This is a genomic window from Streptomyces sp. NPDC028910 (assembly GCF_055564955.1).
Genome location: NZ_JBVHVF010000029.1, coordinates 77,259 through 97,504, shown reverse-complemented (window position 1 = coordinate 97,504; position 20,246 = coordinate 77,259). Strand labels below are relative to the sequence as shown.

Annotated in this window: 19 protein-coding genes; 10 read left to right on the top strand and 9 right to left on the bottom strand. The window is 72.9% G+C overall.

The window, feature by feature from the left end; translation table 11 throughout:
• Positions 1-123: 123 nt before the first annotated feature.
• Positions 124-768: a TetR/AcrR family transcriptional regulator gene (locus tag ACZ4TV_RS28275; protein WP_468137857.1), complete on the bottom strand. Its 645-nt coding sequence runs from the start codon at positions 766-768 to the stop codon at positions 124-126.
• A gap of 191 nt (positions 769-959) precedes the next feature.
• Here ACZ4TV_RS28275 and ACZ4TV_RS28270 point away from each other — a divergent pair, with 191 nt between their 5' ends.
• Complete coding sequence (locus ACZ4TV_RS28270) at positions 960-2,189, top strand: acyl-CoA dehydrogenase family protein (RefSeq protein WP_468137856.1); 1,230 nt, start codon at positions 960-962, stop codon at positions 2,187-2,189.
• Positions 2,190-2,276: 87 nt separating this feature from the next.
• On the opposite strand, the gene ACZ4TV_RS28265 is transcribed toward ACZ4TV_RS28270, so the two are convergent.
• Both ACZ4TV_RS28265 and ACZ4TV_RS28260 read right to left on the bottom strand, forming a co-directional pair.
• Positions 2,277-3,056 (bottom strand): LppU/SCO3897 family protein, encoded by a 780-nt coding sequence (locus ACZ4TV_RS28265; RefSeq protein WP_468137855.1) that lies wholly within the window; start codon positions 3,054-3,056, stop codon positions 2,277-2,279.
• Positions 3,057-3,353: 297 nt separating this feature from the next.
• Positions 3,354-3,791, bottom strand: coding sequence for an SRPBCC family protein (locus ACZ4TV_RS28260; RefSeq protein WP_468137854.1), 438 nt, complete (start codon positions 3,789-3,791; stop codon positions 3,354-3,356).
• 154 nt (positions 3,792-3,945) lie between these two features.
• Between ACZ4TV_RS28260 and ACZ4TV_RS28255 the strand changes: the two genes are divergently transcribed.
• On the top strand, positions 3,946-4,131 hold the full coding sequence (locus ACZ4TV_RS28255; RefSeq protein WP_468137853.1) for a DUF5999 family protein: 186 nt from the start codon (positions 3,946-3,948) through the stop codon (positions 4,129-4,131).
• A 158-nt stretch (positions 4,132-4,289) separates the two neighbouring features.
• On the opposite strand, the gene ACZ4TV_RS28250 is transcribed toward ACZ4TV_RS28255, so the two are convergent.
• Both ACZ4TV_RS28250 and ACZ4TV_RS28245 read right to left on the bottom strand, forming a co-directional pair.
• Positions 4,290-6,389, bottom strand: a complete 2,100-nt coding sequence (locus ACZ4TV_RS28250; RefSeq protein ID WP_468137852.1) for an ATP-binding protein — start codon at positions 6,387-6,389, stop codon at positions 4,290-4,292.
• Between the two features lie 62 nt (positions 6,390-6,451).
• The gene (locus ACZ4TV_RS28245; RefSeq protein WP_468137851.1) at positions 6,452-7,426 is read right to left on the bottom strand and encodes a fibronectin type III domain-containing protein; all 975 of its coding nucleotides are present in this window, start codon (positions 7,424-7,426) and stop codon (positions 6,452-6,454) included.
• 180 nt (positions 7,427-7,606) lie between these two features.
• Between ACZ4TV_RS28245 and ACZ4TV_RS28240 the strand changes: the two genes are divergently transcribed.
• The 7 genes from ACZ4TV_RS28240 to ACZ4TV_RS28210 all read left to right on the top strand — a co-directional run bounded on the left by ACZ4TV_RS28240 (position 7,607) and on the right by ACZ4TV_RS28210 (position 14,832).
• On the top strand, positions 7,607-9,205 hold the full coding sequence (locus ACZ4TV_RS28240; RefSeq protein ID WP_468137850.1) for an ABC transporter substrate-binding protein: 1,599 nt from the start codon (positions 7,607-7,609) through the stop codon (positions 9,203-9,205).
• Between the two features lie 46 nt (positions 9,206-9,251).
• Entirely contained in the window at positions 9,252-10,217 is a 966-nt protein-coding gene (locus ACZ4TV_RS28235; protein ID WP_468137862.1) for an ABC transporter permease, read from the top strand.
• Positions 10,210-11,076: an ABC transporter permease gene (locus ACZ4TV_RS28230; RefSeq protein ID WP_468137849.1), complete on the top strand. Its 867-nt coding sequence runs from the start codon at positions 10,210-10,212 to the stop codon at positions 11,074-11,076. The genes ACZ4TV_RS28235 and ACZ4TV_RS28230 overlap by 8 nt, the downstream gene beginning before the upstream one ends.
• 191 nt (positions 11,077-11,267) lie before the next feature.
• Positions 11,268-12,188 (top strand): oligopeptide/dipeptide ABC transporter ATP-binding protein, encoded by a 921-nt coding sequence (locus ACZ4TV_RS28225; RefSeq protein ID WP_468137861.1) that lies wholly within the window; start codon positions 11,268-11,270, stop codon positions 12,186-12,188.
• Positions 12,181-12,840: an ABC transporter ATP-binding protein gene (locus tag ACZ4TV_RS28220; protein ID WP_468137848.1), complete on the top strand. Its 660-nt coding sequence runs from the start codon at positions 12,181-12,183 to the stop codon at positions 12,838-12,840. The genes ACZ4TV_RS28225 and ACZ4TV_RS28220 overlap by 8 nt, the downstream gene beginning before the upstream one ends.
• Before the next feature lie 99 nt (positions 12,841-12,939).
• Positions 12,940-13,134: a hypothetical protein gene (locus tag ACZ4TV_RS28215; protein WP_468137846.1), complete on the top strand. Its 195-nt coding sequence runs from the start codon at positions 12,940-12,942 to the stop codon at positions 13,132-13,134.
• Between the two features lie 129 nt (positions 13,135-13,263).
• Positions 13,264-14,832, top strand: coding sequence for a hypothetical protein (locus tag ACZ4TV_RS28210; protein WP_468137845.1), 1,569 nt, complete (start codon positions 13,264-13,266; stop codon positions 14,830-14,832).
• 6 nt (positions 14,833-14,838) lie between these two features.
• Here the strand turns inward: ACZ4TV_RS28210 and ACZ4TV_RS28205 are convergent, their stop codons facing one another.
• The 4 genes from ACZ4TV_RS28205 to ACZ4TV_RS28190 form a co-directional block, all read right to left on the bottom strand.
• Positions 14,839-15,789: an ROK family protein gene (locus ACZ4TV_RS28205; protein WP_468137843.1), complete on the bottom strand. Its 951-nt coding sequence runs from the start codon at positions 15,787-15,789 to the stop codon at positions 14,839-14,841.
• Complete coding sequence (locus ACZ4TV_RS28200; protein WP_468137842.1) at positions 15,786-16,457, bottom strand: HAD-IA family hydrolase; 672 nt, start codon at positions 16,455-16,457, stop codon at positions 15,786-15,788. The genes ACZ4TV_RS28205 and ACZ4TV_RS28200 overlap by 4 nt, the downstream gene beginning before the upstream one ends.
• Positions 16,458-16,532: 75 nt before the next feature.
• Complete coding sequence (locus ACZ4TV_RS28195) at positions 16,533-17,522, bottom strand: YdcF family protein (protein ID WP_468137841.1); 990 nt, start codon at positions 17,520-17,522, stop codon at positions 16,533-16,535.
• An 83-nt stretch (positions 17,523-17,605) separates the two neighbouring features.
• A complete protein-coding gene (locus ACZ4TV_RS28190) occupies positions 17,606-18,430 on the bottom strand; it encodes an NAD-dependent epimerase/dehydratase family protein (RefSeq protein ID WP_468137840.1) in 825 nt (274 codons plus the stop codon).
• 215 nt (positions 18,431-18,645) lie between these two features.
• On the opposite strand from ACZ4TV_RS28190, the gene ACZ4TV_RS28185 reads away from it, so the two are divergent.
• Positions 18,646-19,785, top strand: a complete 1,140-nt coding sequence (locus ACZ4TV_RS28185) for an MFS transporter (RefSeq protein ID WP_468137859.1) — start codon at positions 18,646-18,648, stop codon at positions 19,783-19,785.
• Positions 19,786-20,246: the final 461 nt, after the last annotated feature.

The following is a 20,246-nucleotide window of genomic DNA, read 5'->3' as shown; positions in this document are numbered from 1 at the left end:
CCCCCCCCCCCCCCCCCCCCCCCCCCCCCCCCCCCCCCCCCCCCCCCCCCCTCCCTCCCCCTCTCCCCCCCCCCCCCCCCCCCCCCCCCCCCCCCCCCCCCCCCCCGGCGAGGCTGAGGCGGGTCAGAAGCCCGGGCCGTTTACGCGGTTGCCCGCGGTGGAGAGGCGGCCCCAGAGGAGGTCGGTGAGGCCGGCGACGAGTTCCGCGCGTTCGCAGGGGCGTTCACCCAGCCACCAGTCACCGGCCGCGTGCATCATGCCGACGATGCCGTGGCCCCAGACCCGGGCCAGCCGCTCGCCCCCGGGGCCCAGGTCCACCCGCTCGCCGATGACCTCGGCCAGTTCCTCGCCGAGCCGCCGCAGCAGCGGGGCCGAGTGCAGGCCGACGTCGAAGCCGCGTTCGGCGGTGTGGGAGTCCTCGGCCGGGTGCATGAGAAAGCGGTAGACCTGCGGGCGGGCCTCGATGGCGGCGAGATAGGTGTCGAGGGTCGCCTCCACCCGGCTGCGCCGCTCGGCGGGGGCGTCGAGCGCCGCCCGCAGCGAGTCGAGGAGGGCGTCGGTATGCCGGACGGCGAGAGCCTGGTACAGGCCCGCCTTGTCCCCGAAGTGCCGGTAGAGGATGGGCTTGGTGATGCCGGCCTCCGCCGCGATGGAGTTCATGGAGGCCTTGGGGCCGTCCCTGAGCACGACCCGGTCGGCGGCTTCGAGCAGCTCCCGCCGGCGGCGCTCGGCCGCTCCCGGTTCGCCGGCCTGCTGAGTGGTGTCCATGACGTGTTTCTCTCCCCGCCCTTGCGATGTCCTGACGCCCACGCAACGTAACACCCGGCACACGCCGTCGCCCCTATCGCCGGTGCTTGACCGTGCTTGACAGTGCTTACTCGCCGGTAACAGACTGTGGCCTTCGCGTCTGTTACCGCTAGTAACATGCGCAGGGACGAGCACAGACAGGTGGAGGGGACATGGCGGAGTTCACCATGGAGCTGAACGACGACCAGAAGCAGGTACGGGACTGGATCCACGGCTTCGCCGCCGATGTGATGCGCCCCGCCGCCGCGGAATGGGACGAGCGCGAAGAGACTCCCTGGCCCGTCATCCAGGAGGCCGCCAAGGTCGGCATCTACTCGCTGGACTTCTACGCCCAGCAGTTCTTCGACCCGACGGGCCTCGGCATCCCGATGGCGATGGAGGAGCTCTTCTGGGGCGACGCGGGCATCGCGCTGTCCATCGTCGGCACCGGCCTCGCGGCCATCGGCGTCGTCGCCAACGGCACCGAGGAACAGATAGGCACCTGGATCCCGCAGATGTACGGGGACCAGAACGACGTGAAGGTGGCCGCCTTCTGTTCCTCCGAGCCGGACGCCGGTTCCGACGTCGGCTCGATGCGCACCCGCGCGGTCTACGACCAGGCCAAGGACGAGTGGGTGCTGAGCGGCACCAAGACCTGGGCGACCAACGGCGGCATCGCCAACGTCCACATCGTCGTGGCCGTCGTCGACCCGGAGCTCGGCACGAAGGGGCACGCCTCCTTCATCGTGCCGCCGAACACCCCGGGGCTGTCGCAGGGTCAGAAGTTCAAGAAGCACGGCATCCGCGCCTCGCACACCGCCGAGGTGGTGCTGGAGGACGTACGGATCCCCGGCTCCTGCCTGCTCGGCGGCAAGGAGAAGCTGGACGAGCGCCTCGCGCGGGCCCGCGAGCGCGCCCGCAGCGGCGGGGGAGAGCGGGTCAAGAACGCGGCCATGGCCACCTTCGAGGCCTCCCGCCCGGCGGTCGGCGCGATGGCCGTGGGCACCGCGCGCGCGGCGTACGAGGTGGCCCTCGACTACGCCAAGACCCGCACGCAGTTCGGCCGTCCGATCATCGACAACCAGGGGGTGGCCTTCCAGCTCGCCGACATGCGGACGCAGATCGACGCGGCCCGGCTGCTGGTGTGGCGGGCCTCCTGGATGGCGGTCGCGGGCCGGCCGTTCGACTCGGCGGAGGGCTCGATGTCCAAGCTCTTCGCGAGCGAGGTGGCCAAGAAGGTCACCGCCCAGGCGGTCCAGATCCTCGGCGGCAACGGCTTCACCCGTGAGTACCCGGTGGAGCGCATGCACCGGGACAGCGCCATCTACACGATCTTCGAGGGGACCAGCGAGATCCAGCGGCTGGTGATCGCCCGCACGATCTCGGGAATGCCGATCCGCTAGCCAGGCGCTGAGCCTCGGCCGGGGTGCGGGGTGCGGGGTGCGGGGTGCGGGGTGCGGGGTGCGGGGTACGCCCCCGCACCCCGCGTCTCAGCGCAGTGGTGTGAGGCAGGCGCTGGTGAACTCGTCGGGGCCGTACTTCGGGTCGGCGAGGTGGTCGAGCGGGGCGCAGTGCGCGCCGGGTGTGTCCAGCAGCACGGTCACCTTGTACCGGGCCCGGGGCGAGTCGCACGGCTCGACCCGAAGATCCTGGTCCGTCCAGCTGCCCGCGTTGCGTACGCACTGGCCCACGGCCAGCTGCTCGTCACCGACCACCAGGCCGGTCACGATGAGCGTGGGTATCGCGAGGAGGACGAGCAGTACCGGTACGAGGAAGAGCAGCGCGGGGACCCGGCGCCACAGCGGCTTGCCCGGGTCGAGCGCCGGCCGGAAGCCGCCGGCCGGGGCAGCGAGCCGGCGGAAGGCGGCCCGCGGGCCGAGGTTCATGAGCAGGGTCACGGGCGCGATGAAGGCGGACAGGGGACCCCACCAGCCCTGCCACAGCGTGTCCGAGGACATGCGGCGGTAGGTGGCGAGCCCGCAGTCGCGGCAGAACGGCCCGCTCCGGCTCAGGAAGCGCATCAGCACGATCATGCCCTGGTGTCCGCGCACGGTCGCGGGCGCGGCGGGCCAGGCCCCGCACAGGCGGCAGCCGTACCGGCCCGGCTGCGGGTGCGCGCCGTACGCGCCGTACGCGCCATGCGCGCCGTACGGCTGCGGTCCGGCGGGCGCCGCTCCGGCGGGGCCGCCCTGCTGCGGGCCGTAGGGGCTGTTGGGGCTGTAGGGGCCGTACGGGCCGGCGCCCTGCTGCGGCGGTGGCGGAGTGGCCACGGAGATCTCCTCAGTCGCGTAGTGATCAACGGCTCGGTGATCACGGCACCCTAGTGCTGTGACCGGAAAGGTTCACCGGGTCACGGCGCCCGGCACGGCACCTCGCGGCGTTGTCGGACCGCGCAAGTACGTCCAGTACGAGCCGCGGTCCTCCGCCTTGCGATCCACCGCACCGGACGCCGCGACCCGGCAAACCTTCCCGGCCACAGCACTAGCGAGGGGATGTCGCGCCGATCATGCCGGGTTCGCGGCGCCCCGGTGGGCCTGATCCGCCGGACACCCCCCTGGCCCGCGCCCTCAGGCGTGCAGCAGCCGGGCGACGGCCCGGCCGAAGAGGAACCGGCCGGCCGCCGCGACCACCGGGTCCAGGGCGCGGGGGAGGCCGCGCAGGCGCAGGTCCTCACGCCAGTGGATCTCCGCGCCGCCGGCGGCGAGGGGGCGGATCTCGATCTCCGCCCAGCCCGTCACCGTCCGGCCGCGCTTCTCCAGCCGGACCAGCCCCGGCGATCCCTGCGCGGGAGGCCGCCAGACGACCACCTCCATGGGGTCGTCGAATGTGATCCCGGCCACTCCGGTGCGCGCCGTGAAGGTCGTTCCGACGTGCGTCGGCGGCGCCGTCCCGATGATCGTCCGGGTGAGCGGGACCCGTGCGCCGTGCCGCTCCCAGTCCGTGAGCCGCAGCCATGCCTCGGCCGGCGCGAGGGACGTACGGTGAACGATCCGGATAGCGGGCATGAGCGCATGGTAATCGGGCATACACACCCTGAACTGGACGGCGAATATGGGTTCCGTCGGGGGGTGGCGATCAGTAATACTCACCGCCACCGTGGATCGCGGTTCGACCGGGTGACCACCGGCCCTCCCGCCCCACTTTGCGAGGAGGTGCGCCATGTGCTCCCACCAGCCCCCCTGCCCTACCGCCGACAGCGCCGACCACGACGCCGCCCGCATTGTGGCCTCCCACCCCGAACAGGGCTGGAGCCTGCTCTGCAACGGAGTCGTCATCTTCGACGACACCGGTGAACTGCTCCCCGACCGCCGCACGGTGGAACCACGCCGCCCGGCCCTGGTCTGAGCGAGGAGACAGCATGCGCCAGCAGCTGATCCGCAAGCCCGTCCCCAAGCCCGCCCCCCGAGACCTGGACCTGCGCACACCGTCGGGCAGACCCCTCCCGTACTGACGGGAGCCCCCCGCGCGGTCATCCAGTACGTAGTCCACCGGCGTCGCGGTGCTCAGCCGGTGGACTCCGCCGCGCCGCCCCGGAACGCCGTCTCGTACGCGGCGTCGCCGATCGCCGCCCGGGCCTGCCGCTCGCCCTGGTCCCGCAGGGCCGTCAGCGAGGGCGAGCCCATCTGCGGCCGGCCCACCGTGCGCCACCAGGCGTGCCCGGTGCCCAGCAGGCGCGCCGCCAGTTCCCCGTCGCCCAGCCCGGCCACCGCAGCGGCCAGCAGGTCCAGGCCCAGCGCGATGCCGAAGCGGTCACCGAGCAGCCGTTTCCCGGACAGCATGGCGCGGGCGTGCCGGGCGGCCTCCGCGTGTTCGCCCACGCCCAGCGCGGCCACCGCGAGGACGTAGTCCGCGTACGCCCGCAGCCAGCGCTCGCCGAGTTCCGCGCACTTGTGCCGCAGGGCCCGCGCCTCCGCGGTGGCCTCGCCGAAGCGCCCCAGGTCGCACAGGGCGTAACTGGTGGCCAGCTGGCACAGGAGCCGGCCCGGGGCGCCGGTCCGCCCGTCGTGGCCCGCCCGGGCCCGTGGACCGGCCAGGTCGAGGGCCCGTACGGGGTCGCCGGGCATCAGGACCGATACCGCCCGCAGATACGCCGCGCGCAGCTCCCGCTCGGGATCCGCGAGCCGGGCCGCGTCCCGCGCGCACCGCTCGCCGAGCTGCCGGGCCGCGTCCATGTCGCCCTGGAGCAGCGCGGTCAGCCCGAGGGCCCACAGGGCCTGGTTGTAGGCGGCGCCCGTGACCGGAGCGGCCCGCAGCGCCCGTTCCAGGAAGCCCCGGCCCTCGTGCCCGTGCCCGCACGCGAACCAGTAGAACCACAGCGCCCCGGCCGTCTCCAGCGCCGCCGTCGGGTCGGCCGCGAGCAGATGCTCCAGGGCCGTACGCAGCTGCGCGTGCTCGGCGGTGATCCTGCGGTACCAGTCCACCTGCCCCGGGCCCAGCCAGCCCCGGTCGGCGGCCCGGGCGAGCGCCGCGTACCAGTGGGCGTGCCGGTCGGCGACGAGCCGCACCTCGCCCAGCTCCGCCAGCCAGTCGTGCCCGTACTCGCGGATCGTGTCCAGCATCCGGTAGCGGGTCCCGGCACCCCGTTCTTCATCGGCGCGCAGGACCACCGACTTGGCGGCCAGGCCCGCCAGTACGCGCTCCACCCGGGCGGCGGGCAGCGGACCGCCGGCGCATACGGCGCGGGCCGCGGCGAGGTCGAAGTCACCGGTGAAGACCGAGAGCCGGGCCCACAGCAGCCGCTCCAGCGGCTCGCAGAGCTCGTGGCTCCAGCCGATCGTGGTGCGCATCGTCCGGTGCCGGGGCGGCAGGGCCGCCCGGACGTCCGACAGCACCTCGAAGCGCTCGCCGATCCGCTCGGCGATCTGTTCCAGCGTCCATGAGCGCAGCCGGGCGCCCGCGAGTTCCAGCGCGAGCGGGATGCCGTCCAGACGCCGGCAGACCTCGGCCGCGACCGCGGCCCGGCCGGGGTCCGCGAAGGCGGCCGCGGCCTGCGGGGTCGCGGCGAGGGCGCGGGCGCGGAACAGGGCGAGGGCGTCACTGCCGGGCCCCTCGCAGGGCAGCGGGCGGACCTCGACGACCTCTTCGGTCGCACAGCCGAGCGGCTCCCGGGAAGTGACCAGGACGGTCAACCCGGGGGCGGACTGGAGGAGTTCACCGACCAGATGGCGGCAGCCGGCCACCAGGTGCTCGCAGGTGTCCAGGACCAGGAGGAGGCGTTTGTCGGCCATCCACGCGCACAACTCCTCGTCGAGGGGGCGCGGGCCGTGGTCGGCGAGGCCGACGGCGTGGGAGACGGTCGCGGTGAGCAGGCCGGGGTCGCGCAGCGGCGACAGCTCCACCCACCAGATGCCGTCGGGCCGCTCCTGGCGGGCGTCGGCTACGGCCCGCAGGGCGAGCCGGGACTTGCCGACACCGCCCACCCCGGTGAGGGTGATCAGCCTCCGCTCGCCCAACAGGTCATGTATGAGACGCAGTTCGCGCTCGCGGCCGACGAAGCTCGCCGGATCCGGCGGCAGGTTTCCCCGCGCGTCGCCGGAGTGCGGCGGGGGATCGCCGTCCGCGGAATCTGCCTGACCGTCATGGAACGAGTACGCACCGAACACGGATGTATTGTGCGTGATCTTCTTATCCGACCGTGCCGTTCGGGCCGGATCGGTGGCCGCTTTCAGGCGACGAGGGTGATCCGCCGCTCCGCGGAGAAGGCGCCCCAGTTGCCGTCGGGCAGCCTGGCCCGCAGCTTCACGGCCCACACCGTACCGGTCGGCTCGGCCACCGTGAGCCGGTGTTCCACCCGGCCGCTGGGCACCGCACCCGCACCGAACTGGATGACGGTCGTGGGCCGTCCGTTGACGTACAGCTCGTACTCGGTGGTCTCGCGGCCGGTGTCCGGCGCGGTCCAGGTGAGCGTGACCGTGCCGGGGGAGGCGGCCGCGGTGAACGCGGCGGGGGCGGTGCCCGGCCCCTCGCCAGAGGCGGGCGGGGTCGTCACGTCCACCGCCGGGCCGTCGGGCGAGGAGTTGTCCGCCCCGTCCCGGGCCCGGACGGTGAAGGTGTAGACGGTGTCCGGCCGCAGGCCGCTCAGCGCGGTGCCGCTCTCGCCGGGGCCGGCGGTGTGGATCCGGACGCCGCCCTGGTAGACGTCGTACGCGGTCACGCCCGTGTCGTCCGTCGCCGCCGTCCAGGACACCCAGGCGGCCCGCGGCCCGGTCGCGCGACCGGTGGTGGCGGCCGGAGCGGTCGGGGCCCGGTGGTCCTCGGCCTTGGCCGCCGGGGTGGTCACCCGGGCGGAGGGGCCTGGTACGGAGAGGTTCCCGGCGGCGTCCTCGGCCCGGACCGTGAAGGCGTAGCCGGTCTGCGGGGCGAGGCCCGTGATGTCCACCATGGTCTTCTCGGCGGGGAGTTCGCGGATCAGGCGGCCGCCTTCGAAGACCTGATAGCCGCTCACCCCGTCCCGGCCGGCCGCGGCTTCCCACATGACGTGCACGGTGGTGGCGCTGCCGGCCTGCGCGGTGAGTCCGGTGGGGGCGGGCGGGGGCTCGGTGTCGGGCACGGTGCACGCGGTGAGGCCTGCGAGTGCCGTGAGTCCCGTGAAGGCCGTCAGGGCCAGGCAGAGGGCGAGCGTGGGGGCGCTGCGTCGCACGGGGTGCCTTCCGCCGCTCCGGTAAAGGTCTAGACATATATGACACGGCGGATGGGGGCCCGCAAGACCCCTGCGGCTCGGGGCCTTCCATGTGACCCGGTTCGTCGTCTTCTGATCGCGTCTGGCATTATTGCGAGCTCTTTGCAATAGCGGATGATCGTGAACAGGGATGTGCAGCGCATGACGGCCCGGACAGTACGGGGAGTGGCCAGGGCGACCCTGGCCGCCGCACTCATCACGGGCATGGCGGCCTGCTCCGAACCGGGCGCGCCGGGCGCGGCAGGCGCGGACGCGGACGCGGTCGTGGTCGGCATCGCGACCGAGCCCGAAAGCCTCAGCCCGCTGCTGGGCTACGGCAAGGATGGCAACTCCAAGATCTTCGACGGGCTGCTCACGCACGACGCGGACATGAAGCTGAAGCCCGCCCTGGCCGAGGCCCTGCCGGAGGTCTCCGCGGACGGGCGCACGTACGCGTACAAGCTGCGCCGGGGCGTGAAGTTCAGCGACGGAGCGCCTTTCTCCGCCAAGGACGTCGTCTTCACCTACAGGACGATCCTCGACCCGAGGACGAACAACGCCTCCAAGACCGAACTGGACGCGATCGAGGGCGTCGAGGCACGGGGCGAGGACACCGTCGTCTTCACGCTGAAGTACCCCTACGCGCCCTTCGCCGAGCGGACCGTGCTGCCGATCGCCCCCGAGCACATCGCGGGCCGGCAGGACGTCAACAGCGGTGACTTCACCACCCGGCCCGTCGGCACCGGCCCGTACGTGCTCGTCGGCTGGTCCAAGGGCGAGAAGCTCAGCTTCAAGGCCAACCCCGGCTACTGGGGCGGCGAGCCCGCGGTGAAGAAGTTCACCATGGCCGTCATCAAGGACGACGACGTACGCGCCACCCGGCTGCGCTCCGGCGAGCTGGACGGGGCCGTCCTGCCGCCGAACCTGGCCGAGGCCTTCGACAAGGACAGGGGGCGCCGGATCCACGCGGCCAAGACCTTCGACTACCGCAACGTGACCCTCCCGACGCACCACAAGGTCACCGGTGACCTGGCGGTCCGGCAGGCGCTGGACATCGCCGTGGACCGGCGGACCATGGTCGACAAGCTGCTGGAGGGCGCGGGCAAGCCCGCCTACGGCCCGGTGCCGACCGACAGCCCGTGGTTCACGGCCGGCACGGAGCGCCGTCACGACCTCGACGGGGCGAAGAGGATCCTCGACGACGCCGGCTGGAAGGCGGGCGAGGACGGCATCCGCGTCAAGGACGGGGTCCGCGCATCCTTCCCCCTCTGGTACACCTCCGGCGACAAGATCCGCCAGGACCACGCGCTCGCCTTCGCCTCCGACGCCAAGAAGGCCGGTATCGAGGTCAAGGCCGAGGCCGGCACCTGGGAGGTCATCGAGCCCCGGATGAAGACCGAGGCCGTCCTCGCGGGCGGCGGCTCCCCGGCCGACCCGGACTTCGACCAGTACCAGCTGCTGACCTCCTCGCTCGCCGGCGACGGCTTCAACAACATGGCCTGGTACGACGATCCGGCCGTGGACGCCGCCCTCGCGCAGGGACGCAGGAGCGGTGACCCGGCGGCGCGCAAGGCCGCGTACGACACCGTGCAGCGCGCGCTCGTGAAGAACCCGGGCTACGTCTTCCTCACCCACATCGACCACCTCTACGTCGTGAACGACACGTGGGAGGGGCTCGGCACCCAGATCGAGCCCCACGACCACGGCCTCGGCTCCGGCCCGTGGTGGAACGTCGAGACCTGGAAGCCGAAGCAGAAGTGAGCCGGACCACGTGACCACCCGCTCCGCCCGCCTGCCCTGGGGGAGGATGGCGCGCATGGCGGGGCGGCGGACCCTCTTCGCCGCCCCGGTCCTGCTCGCCGTCACCTTCGGCGTCTTCGCCATCGCCGCGCTGTCCCCCTTCGACCCCGTCAAGGCCTACGCCGGCGCCGCCGGACTCACCGCTTCCCAAGCCGAGCTGGACCAGCTGCGGATCAACCTCGGTGTGGACCAGCCGCTGGTCGCGCGCTGGTGGGACTGGCTCGCCTCGGCGCTCACCGGCGACCTCGGGAACTCCTCCGTCATGCGCCAGCCCGTCGCCGACGTGATCGCCGAGCGGGTGGGCTGGTCCGCCCTGCTCGCCGCCTGCGCCTTCGCGGTCGCGGTGCTGGCGGGCACGCTGCTCGGGGTGCTGGCCGCGCGCCGGCCGGGCGGCCCGCTGGACCGGCTCGTGTCCTCGCTCGCCTACACCCTGGAGGCCGCCCCGGCCTTCTGGCTGGGCCTGCTGGCCATGTGGTTCTTCTCCGTGCGGCTCGGGGCACTGCCCTCGGGCGGCCTGACGGACGCGGGCAGCGACGCGGTCACCTTCGGACAGGTCGCCTCGCACCTGGTCCTCCCGGCGCTGGTGCTGGGCGCCTCCCAACTGCCGTGGTTCTTCCTGTACGTCCGCCAGGGCGTGGCCGACGCGCTGGCGGAGGACCCCGTACGCGGGGCCCGCGCGCGGGGTCTGGCGGAGCGCAGGGTCCTGCTCGGGCACGGGCTGCGCTCCGGCATGCTGCCGATGCTGACGCTGATCGGCTCCCGGGTACCGGAGCTCATCACCGGCGCACTGCTGGTGGAGAGCGTCTTCAGCTGGCCGGGCATCGCGGCGGCGACCGTACAGGCGGCCACGGCGGTGGACTTCCCGCTGCTGGCGGCCCTGACGGTGCTGGCCACCGCGGCGGTACTGGCCGGGAACCTGCTGTCCGACCTGCTGTACGGGCTCGCCGACCCGCGGGTGGGCTTCGATGGCTGAGGTGACGTGGCGCTCGTACGGGCGCGCCCGGCGCTCCACGCGCACCCTGCGGGTCCGCACGTCGGCCGTGGTGATGGCGGTGATCGTGCTGGCGGTGCTGGTCGTCCCGCCGCTGGCCCCACTGGACCAGCAGGCGGTCGACTTGTCGGCAAAGCTCCAACCGCCCTCGTGGGAACATCCCTTCGGCACGGACGACGTGGGGCGCGATCTGCTGCTGCGGTGCGTATACGGGCTGCGGGTCTCCCTGTTCGTCGGCCTGGTGGCCGCGCTGGCCGCCACCGTGGTCGGCACGGCGGTGGGCGCGGCCGCGGGCGTGCTGGGCGGCTGGACGGACCGGCTGGTGATGCGGGCGGTGGACACCCTGTCCTCGATCCCGCACCTGCTCCTGGGCATCTTCGTCGTGGCGATGTTCCGGCCGGGCGTCTGGCCGGTGGTGGTCTCCGTGGCCGTGACCCACTGGCTGTCGACGGCCCGCATCGTCCGCGCGGAGGTCCTGTCCCTGCGCCGCCGCCCCTACGTGGACGCGGCCATCTCGGGCGGCGCCTCGCGGTGGCGGGTCGCCGTACGGCACCTGGTGCCGGGTGTCCTCCCGCAGGCGGGCCTCGCCGCGGTGCTGATGATCCCGCACGCGATGTGGCACGAGTCCGCCCTGTCGTTCCTGGGCCTCGGGCTCCCGGCCCACCAGGCCAGCCTGGGCAACCTCGTACAGGGCGCCCGCGGCTCGCTGCTCGCCGGCGACTGGTGGCCCACGCTCTTCCCCGGCCTCCTGCTGATCGTCCCGACGCTGGCGATCGCCGGCCTCGCGGGCGCCTGGCGGGAGCGCCAGAACCCCCGCCGCCGCTCGGAGCTGACGCTGTGACCCGCCTCCCCGCCGATCCCGACGCCGCGCCCTCGCCGGACCCGGGGGGCCCGCCGCCCCGCACTTCGACCGAAGGCGGCCGGACCGGCTCCGCCCGCTGCTCTGGCGGCTCTGGCGGCTCCGGCGGCCCTCGTCCCGGCGTCGCGGCCGGGCCCGTCCTGTGCGTCGAGGGCCTCTCCGTCCGCTTCCGCATGCCCGCCGGCCGGTACGTCGAGGCCGTCACCGGCGCCACCTTCTCCCTGGCGGCCGGGGAGTGCCTCGCCCTGGTCGGGGAGAGCGGCTGCGGCAAGTCCGTCCTCGCCTCCGCCCTGCTCGGCCTGCTGCCCGCGAACGCCGAGAGCGCGGGATCGGCCCGGCTCGACGACGGCCTGGACCTGCTCGCCGCCGATGAGCGGACCCTGGCCGAGGCCGTACGGGGCCGCCGCGTCGGCCTGGTCCCGCAGAGCCCGGCCGCGCACCTCACCCCGGTCCGCACCATCCGCGCCCACCTGGAGGAGACCGTCCGCGAACTGGCCGGCGGGTCCGACCGGCCCGCCCGCCGCCGGCGGCTCGGCAAGGCCGCCCTGCGCGCGGCGGCGGAGGCGGCCGCCGAGCGGGCCGCCTTTCCCGCCACCCATCTCGACCGGCATCCCCACGAACTCTCCGGCGGGCTCGCCCAGCGGGCCGCCACCGCGCTCGCCCTCGTCGGCGACGCGCCGCTCCTCCTCGCCGACGAGCCGACCACCGGCCTCGACCGTGACCTCGTCCTGCGCACCGTCGACGAGCTGCGCGCCCACACCCGCCAGGCCGGCCGGGCACTGCTGATGATCACGCACGACCTCGCCGCCGCCGAACGGATCGCCGACACCGTCGCCGTCATGTACGCCGGGCGGATCGTCGAACTCGGCCCCGCCGAAGGCTTCTTCGGCGGGCCCGGTCCTCGCCACCCCTACGCCCGGGGCCTCCTCGACGCCCTCCCCGAGCGGGCCTTCACCCCCGTCCCCGGGGCTCCGCCCGAGCTCGGCGCGCTCCCGGCCGGCTGCGCCTTCGCCGCTCGCTGCGCGGCCGCCGACGAACTCTGCCGCACCCGGCGGCCCGCGCTCACCGAAGGGGTGGCCTGTCACCATGCTTGAGCTGGAGGACATCACCGCGGGCTACGATCGCCGCGCCCCTGTCGTCCGCGGCGCGCACCTCACCCTGCGCCCCGGCGAATCCCTCGGCCTGCTCGGGCCGAGCGGCTGCGGCAAGTCCACGCTGGCCCGGGTCGCCGCCCTGCTGCACCGCCCCGACCGCGGAACCGTGGCGCTCGACGGCCACGCCGTGACCGGCTTCTCCCATCGGGCCCCGCGCTCCCTGCGCACCGCGGTCGGCGTCGTCTTCCAGCAGCCCCGTCTCGCCGCCGACCCCCGCCTGAGGCTGCGCGACCTCGTCGCCGAACCGCTCCGCGCGACGGGCCGCCGTACGGAGGTGGAAGCGACGGTCGCCGCATGGACCCGGCGGGTCGGCCTCGGTGGTGATCTGCTCGCCCGCCGTCCCCATGAGGTGAGCGACGGTCAGCTGCAACGCGCCTGCCTGGCACGGGCCTTGGTGCTGCGTCCGCGCTGGCTCGTCTGCGACGAGATGACCGCGATGCTGGACGCCTCCACCACCGCCGCCCTGGTCGCGGTCGTGGAGGAGTACCGCGCCGAGACGGGCGCCGGGCTCCTCGCGGTCGGCCACGATCCGGTGCTGCTGGAGCGCTGGTGCGACCGTACGACCCACTGGGACGAGATCGTCAAGGCCTGACCACCCGTCACGGACCGTCAACACCCGTACGGCGGACACGTCTTTCGCCCGGAGGCACCGCCTCCTGCGCCACCATGACGGCGAGTCAAGGAGGTTTCGATGGTGATTTCCCTCTCGGTGGTCGTCCTGCTCCTCATCCTCGCCTGGATCTTCCTGCGCAGCGGGGGGCTCAAGTTCTCCCACGCGGTCGTCTGCGTGCTGCTCGGCTTCTACCTCGCGAGCAGCAGCATGGCCGCGACCATCCACAACGGCCTGACGGCCACCGCGAACGTGGTCTCCAGCCTCAACCCCTGATCGACTGATGCGCCTTCGTGAATCATCCGGCTCGTCCATGGACTCCTCAGGCAGTGCGATCTAGCGTCTGGCCGCGGCGCGATGTCAGACGCGAGGTCGACAAGCTGGAGAGACAGGGAGGGAGTCCGGATGTTCCGAAGAACGCTGAACTGCGCCGTGCTGCCGGTCGTCGCCGTCTTCACGGTGATGTACGGAGGTTCGCCGGCCCAGGCCGAGGAGATACCCAAGGCCCCCGGCCACCGCCTGATCAACCAGTACGACGGTAGCCCCGCGGCTGCCGTCCCGCTGCCCGGCGAGGCGCCGCCGCAGCACCCCTTCCTCGCGCCCAACGGCCGCAGCGGCATGCACTCCGACGCGGCGGGCAGCGCCACGTCCCCCTGGTCGGGGCCGCTCGGCAAGAACCCGCGGGTGACCAGCCGGAAGATCGCCGCCCTCGGCGGCGAGTGCGCCACCGCCACCTTCGACTCGGGCGGCCGGCTCGTCACGGTGTGCGGCACCTTCTCGGGCTTCAAGGTCAAGCTCCTGGAGCCCCGTACGCTCGACACACTCGCGGAGTACCAGCTCCCGCAGCGCTCTTCGACGGTCGAGGCCATCACGACGCTCGACTTCGCGAAGATCTTCAAGGACACCTCGGGCGGCGCCTACTTCTACCTGGACGACCAGGATCGGGCCGTGCTGGCCGACTCCCGCCAGCACATCCTGCGCCTCGCCCACTCCCAGGAGCCGGACGGAAGCTGGACGTTCACGGTCGACGACGACTGGGACCTCACCGGCCACGTCCCGCACGACTGCGTGACCTGGACCAATCTCCGGCCCAGCGGCGCCTGTGACCCCGTCACCTCGGTGATGCCCGACTGGAACGGCCGGATCTGGTGGGTCACCCGCCAGGGCCGGGTCGGCACGGTGGATCCGGCGACCTCACGGATCCGTTCCGTCCAGTTGCGGGGCGAGGAGATCCAGAACTCCTTCTCCGTCGCCGAGGACGGCGTCTCCATCGTCTCCGACCACGCGCTCTACAGCTTCCGCGCCGCCGCCGACGGCACGCCCGAGGTGCAGTGGCGCCAGACGTACGACCGGGGGACGGCCGCCAAGCCCGGCTCGGTCAACCAGGGTTCGGGAACCACGCCGGACCTCTTCGGCAACGGCTACGTCGCCATCACCGACAACGCCGACGACCGGATGAACGTCCTCGTCTACCGGCGGGGCGTGGACGTCCGCGCCGACCAGCGGCTGGTCTGCAAGGTGCCGGTGTTCGGCTCCGGCGCCTCGACCACCGACAACTCCCTGATCACCTGGGGCAACAGCATCGTCGTCGAGAACAACTACGGCTACGAGAACCCCACCACCCTGCTGCTGGGCAAGTCCGTCGTGGGCGGTGTGACCCGCATCGACGTCCGCGCGGACGGCAGTGGCTGCGACACGGTGTGGGAGAGCGCCATCCGCTCGCCCTCCACCGTGCCGAAGCTCTCCACCGCGAACGGGCTGCTCTACTTCTACGAGAAGGAGCCCCACTCCTGGGGGATCGACGGCTGGTACCTCACCGCCGTGGACTTCCGCACCGGCGAGCGCCGCTGGCGCCGGCTGACCGGCACCGGCCCGCTCTACGACAACAACTGGGCCCCGATCACCCTCGGCCCCGACGGCACCGCGTACGTCGGCGTCTTCAACGGCATCGTCGCGGTCCGCGACGCGGGCTGACGCTCCTCAGCCGGCCAGGGGGCGCGGGCGGGCGGTCCGTGCCAGCGCGTCCCAGGCGATCAGGCCCGCCCCGAGGCAGCCCGCCTGGTCGCCCAGTTCGGCAGGTATGACCGACGGCAGTGGGGTGCGGTGCGGCAGCCGGGCCCCCAGCTCCCGGCGCAGCGGGGCGAACAGCAGCTCCCCCGACTCGGCCAGACCGCCGCCGAGCACCAGGGCGCGCGGGTCGAGGAGCTGCACCCCGACCGCCAGGCCGTCGGCGAGCGCCGCGACGGCCTCGTCCCAGACGGCCCCGGCCCGCGGGTCGCCCCGGCGCACCGCCGCGGCGGCGTCGGCGGCGCTCGCACCGGGGTCGCCGGACGCCTCCGCCCAGGCCCGCGCCACCGCGGAGGCGGAGGAGACCGTTTCGAGGCAGCCGTGCTGGCCGCAGTTGCAGGCGCGGCCGCCCCGCCGCACGATGACGTGGCCCAGTTCCCCGGCCGCGCCGTGGGCCCCCGCCTCGAACCGGCCGTCGATGCCTATGGCGGCCGAGATCCCGGTGCCGAGCGCGATGAAGAGGAAGCGGTCCAGTCCCCGGCCGGCGCCGAGCCGGGCCTCGGCGAGACCGCCGGTGCGCATGTCGTGGCCGACGGCGACCGGTATCCCGCCCAGGCGCTCGCCGAGGAGGGCGCGCAGCGGTACGTCACTCCATCCGATGTTCGCCGCGTACACGGCGGTTCCGGTGGCTTCGTCCACGAAGCCGGGCACGCCCACACCCGCCGCCACGGCGCCGCGCCCGTAGGTCCGTTCGCCGTACGCCCGCAGGTGCGCGGCGAAGTCGACGACGGCGGCGACGGTGGCGTCCGGCCCGTCGGCGGCGGGGGTCGGGCGGCGTTCCTGGCGCAGGAGGGTGTGGTCCTCGGCTATGAGGGCGGCCTTCATGCTCGTACCACCGACGTCGAGGGCGATGACGTGCTTCATGCTGCGGGGCCTTTCCTGGTCGGGGCAAGGATCCTCAGTCCCGGTGCGCCGGGTCCGTGCAGGGGTGCGAGCGCGCGCAGGTCCGCCACCCGCGCGGTCAGCGGCACGGCGGGGTCGGCGGCCGCGTCGCCGACCCCGACGCAGCGCATGCCGGCCGCCGCGGCCGCCGCGGCGCCGCTCGGGGCGTCTTCGACGACCACGCAGCGGGCGGGGTCCATGCCCAGGAGCGCGGCGCCCAGGAGGTACCCCTCGGGGTCCGGTTTGCCCCGGGTGATGTCCTCGGCGGCCACCAGGTGGACCGGACGCGGCACGCCCGAGGCGTCCAGCCGGCCCAGCGCCACGGCCCGGGTGCCGGAGGTGACGATGGCCCAGCGGTCGCGGGGCAGTGCCGCGACGAGCTCGCGGGCGCCGGGTACCGGTTCGAGCCCGGCGAAGTCCCGCTCCTCGCGTCCGGTGATGCGGGCGGTCTCCGCCTCGGCGTCGAGGTGCGGGGCGACCAGCCGGACGAGGTCGAGGTCGCGGCGGCCGTGCGAGAGGGCGACGACGGCGTCGGCGTCCAGGCCGTGCCCGGTGGCCCACTCGCGCAGGATCCGTTCGATCAGACCCATCGACCGCACCAGCACACCGTCAAGGTCGAACAGCACGGCGTCGCAGGGGATCTCGGTCACGGAGCCTCCGGTCGTGGTCGGCGCGGGTACGGCGCGGTCTCAGGTACGGGTGCGGGTGCGGGTGCGGTCGGGCGGTCAGGCCCCGGTCACCGCGTAGCGCTCGATGCCATCCTCCACCGTCACGCGCAGCGGGGCGAGTAGCCGGTCGGGGCCGAACAGCAGCGTCGCGGCCACGGACTTGGCGAGTGCCGTCTCGTCGTGCTCGCGCAACTGGGCCCGCCGCGCGGGTGGCAGGGACGGATGGGCCACCTCCCGGACGGTGGCCACGGGCAGTACGAGGTCCAGCAGGAAGCGAATCCGGGCGGCATGGTAGTCCGAGGTGACGACGGTGATCCGGTCCGCGCCGAGCCGTCGGGCGAACTCCCGCAGGAACAGCACGTCGTCGGAGCTGTGGCGGGTCTCCAGGCAGCCGGCGAACGCGTCGGGACCCATGCCCTGGGACCGCAGCCAGCGTGCGCAGTGGCGCCAGTGCGGAACGTCGGTCGTGTTGAACTGGGCGCCGAAGCCTCCGGTCAGCACCAGCCGGGCGCCGGGAGTGGAACCCACGAGGGCCAGGGCCGCGCGGGAGCGGTCCTGGGCCATCACGCTCAGCTCGCCGTGTTCGTCGTTGGGCGCGGCCAGTACGACGACCAGCTCGTCCGCGCCGGCCTGCTGCGCCCCCCGCGCCCCCGGGGCGGCCGGCCCGCCGCCCGCGCCGGGCGTGGCCGCCGCTGCGAGACGTGTGACGTAGGTCCGCAGGCCCGCGCCGCGTGCCGTACCGCCGAACGCGGCGAGGGCGGCCCAGTCGCCCAGCATTCCGACCCGGCCGGACATGACCAGGCCGGTGCCGAGCGCACGGCCCGAAGCTGCGTCGCGCAGTGCGTCGTAGGGGACTTCGAGCCGTACGTCGGCCGCCGGCACGTCGCCGTGCCAGCGGCCGACCAGGTCCGAGGTGCCCAGGACCACGCCGCAGCAGGTGCGCTCGCCGCCCCGGCCCTCCGCCACGATCTGGACGCTCAGCGAATCACCGGCCGGGCCGGGCGCTGTCGGTGGCAGGTGGTCGAGGGCGTCGATGAAGAGGTCCATGGCACTTTCGGATCGATGGGACCGGCAGGAGCCTCAGAGTTCCGCCGGACTCGTCAGGGGCTCGTCAGGCTCGTCAGGGCTCGTCAGGACTCAGTGGCGAAACGACGGTAGTGCAGGACCGTCTGCTCCAGGTCCGAGGCGCGGAACTCGGGCCGCCAGCCCAGCTTTTCCCACCCGTCGCCCTTCGCGACCAGGTCGGTCTTCGTCTCGCCCTTGCGCATCGGAAGGTACTCGATGCCGGCCTTGGACCCGGTGACCTCCAGGACCATCTCCGCGACCTCGTTGACCGTGAAGGCGATGCCGGTACCGCCGTCGAAGACCTCGCAGTCGCCGAACTGCAGCGCGTCGGCGAGCATCCGGCCCAGGTCGGCCGAGTAGACCAGGTCGACCGTCTGAGTGCCGTCGCCCCAGACCGGGATGGCCTCTCCGCGCCACGCCTTCAGGGCGAAGGTGGGCAGGATCTTCTGCACGCCGTAGTGCTTCTGACCGGGACCGAAGGCGTTGAACGCCCGCACGTGACTGACCGGCACCTGGAAGTTCTCGTGCCACGCGTACGACAGGTTCTGCGCGCACAGCTTGGTGGTCTGGTACACGTTCTTCCACACCTGGGGCATGGTGATCCCGACGAACCGGGCGTCGTTCTTGCGGCAGGCCTCGAGCACCCGGTAGGTGCCCTTGACGTTGACGTCGATGGCCGTCTCCACCATGTCGAACAACTCGTCGGTGCCGAGCACGCCCGCGAGGTGGATGACCCCGTCCACGTCCTTGAGCGCGGTCTCCAGTTTGTCTTCGAGGATGTCGATGCCGGAAGCCCGGTCGATGGCGAACGCCTCGTGACCGTTCTCCTTGAGGTAGTCGACCGCGTAACGGCCGATGAATCCATCTCCACCAGTAACAGCAATGCGCATGAGGTACTCCCCGTCCGTGATTGCACAGGCAATCGTGAGCTGTACTGGACAGGAACGTAGGAGATATCTCCGGGGCACCGCCAGACCCTTTGGTGAAATCTTCATGTGAGCCGCGCCACTTCTGGGAAAGGTCTCGGTCGTGGTATCCATGAGCGCGCTTTATGGCAGACCAAAGTGGAATCCAGGCTTATAGAAGAGGTGATTCGGTGAAGAAAATGAAGGCAGCCATTCGGCCGGAGGGGGCGAGTTTGAGACAGGCTCCGGGCTTCGGTGCCGCACTGATCGCGTTCTTCCTCGTCGGGATCTCTCAGTCCAGTACAGGGCCCTTGCTGCCGCTGTTCGAGGACCGGTTCGGGGCAGGGGCGGGCGGCGCCTCCCTCCTCATCACGTCCTATTTCGTCGGTGCCTTCGCCGCGATGGTGCTCACGGCGGCGAGCCGGCTGCCGGAGGGCAGGATCATTCTGCCGGGCGTCGTGATGTACGCACTCGGCAGTGCTGGTGTCTGCTTTTCGGGTGAGCTATGGCTTACGGCCGCTTCCTGTCTCCTCTCCGGATTCGGTTCGGGTGTCGTCGTTCTGGCCGTGAACAGCATATTTGCACGACAGGACGACGGCGTTTCACTTGTGAATCTGGTGAATGGAATGTTTGCGGCGGGCACGATTGTCGGCCCCCTCGTGGCGAGCGTCTCGATTCCCCAGGGACGCCCCTACGGATTCCTCGTCGCCGCCGTGGGGGCGCTGCTGTGCCTGCGCGCCGGGAAGGTGGCCGCGTTCCGTGCCCCGGCCGTGGACGAGGACGCGCCCTCCGCCCCCTCAGCGCCGCGGCCGGTCCGGACCTTCGCGGGGTTCTTCCTTCTCTACGCGCTCTACGGCGGGGTCGAGACCGGGATCGCGAGCTGGGCGGCGAAGCACATCGTGCACACCGGCTTCTCGGAGCCGGCCTCCGCCCGGGTCCTCGCCGTGTTCTGGGCCGGCACGACGCTGACCAAGTTCCTCATGTTTCCGCTGGCGTCCCGGGTGTCGGCGTCCGTCGTGGTGCCGCTCGGGTTGCTGGGCACGGCGGGCGGGCTGCTGCTCGCCACCGTGCCCGGGGCCGCCGTGATCGGCTACGCGGTGGCCGGGCTGGCGCTCGGACCCGTCTTCCCGACGGGCCTCGCGTGGATCGCCGAGGCGGGCGGGGACCGGCGCGTCACCGGTTTCGCCGCATCGTCCTCGATGGTCGGGAGCATCGTCTTCCCGGCGGCCGCCGGGTGGCTGGTCGCCGTCCGAGGACCCGGGCCGGTACCGGTGGCGATCGCCGGCATCGCGCTCGCCGCGGCGCTCGCGGCCCGCTGGACGGCCACGTCTTCGAAGTGAGGGGTGTGGGGGAGAGGGGTGTGGGGGAGCGAAGGGCGGGTCGAGGGTGTCGGGTGTCGAGCCGGGGCGCACGCCGGGACGGGCTACGGAAGGGCCGGGGGTCTCTGTCGGGTCCGGTGGGGGGTGGTCGGCATTCGGGTTCTCCCAAGCGGTTCGGTTCGCGGTCGGTCCGTACGGGTGATCGAGTTCGACTGTTCCAGAGTGGCCGACAACACCCGCCACATCAAGCCTGTTCGGAGGGGTCCTCGAAGGGCTGTCCAGACCGGATCCGGCCCATCCGGCGCACCACCGGGAAACCTCCACCGCACCACCGCCCGGGCCGACACTGTGCCGCGCACAGGTGACCGCCAGGGAGTTCCTGGTCGGCTTGCCCTTTCCCTCACCTTCGCGGCGGGTGGGGCGGGTTTACGGCCTTCTCGCGGAGGCCCCCGCATGAAATCGGCCAAGTGAGGTGATTATTT